The sequence below is a fragment of the Serratia sp. Sp408 genome (assembly GCF_057180665.1).
The window spans coordinates 1-245 of the sequence record NZ_JBXUFT010000057.1 but is presented as its reverse complement, the minus strand read 5'-3'; the positions used below and the strand labels follow the sequence as shown (position 1 = coordinate 245).

1 rRNA gene is annotated in these 245 nt (G+C 44.1%); it reads right to left on the bottom strand.

Annotated features, from left to right (window positions below):
* Positions 1-171: 171 nt before the first annotated feature.
* Positions 172-245: ribosomal RNA gene (locus AC2AXP_RS22835) — 16S ribosomal RNA — on the bottom strand; the annotation flags it as partial.

The following is a 245-nucleotide window of genomic DNA, read 5'->3' as shown; positions in this document are numbered from 1 at the left end:
AATTTCGGGTAAAGGTGAGATTTTTTCATAAAAATCGAGCGCCATTGTCGTTTGTCACCGTACTCGACGGTCACAAATTTCCCGGCACTTACCTATACCACAAGGTTTTGTTTGCTCATTACTTTTCATCAGACAATCTGTGTGGACACTGCACAATCGAATATCGTTAGGTAAGGAGGTGATCCAACCGCAGGTTCCCCTACGGTTACCTTGTTACGACTTCACCCCAGTCATGAATCACAAAG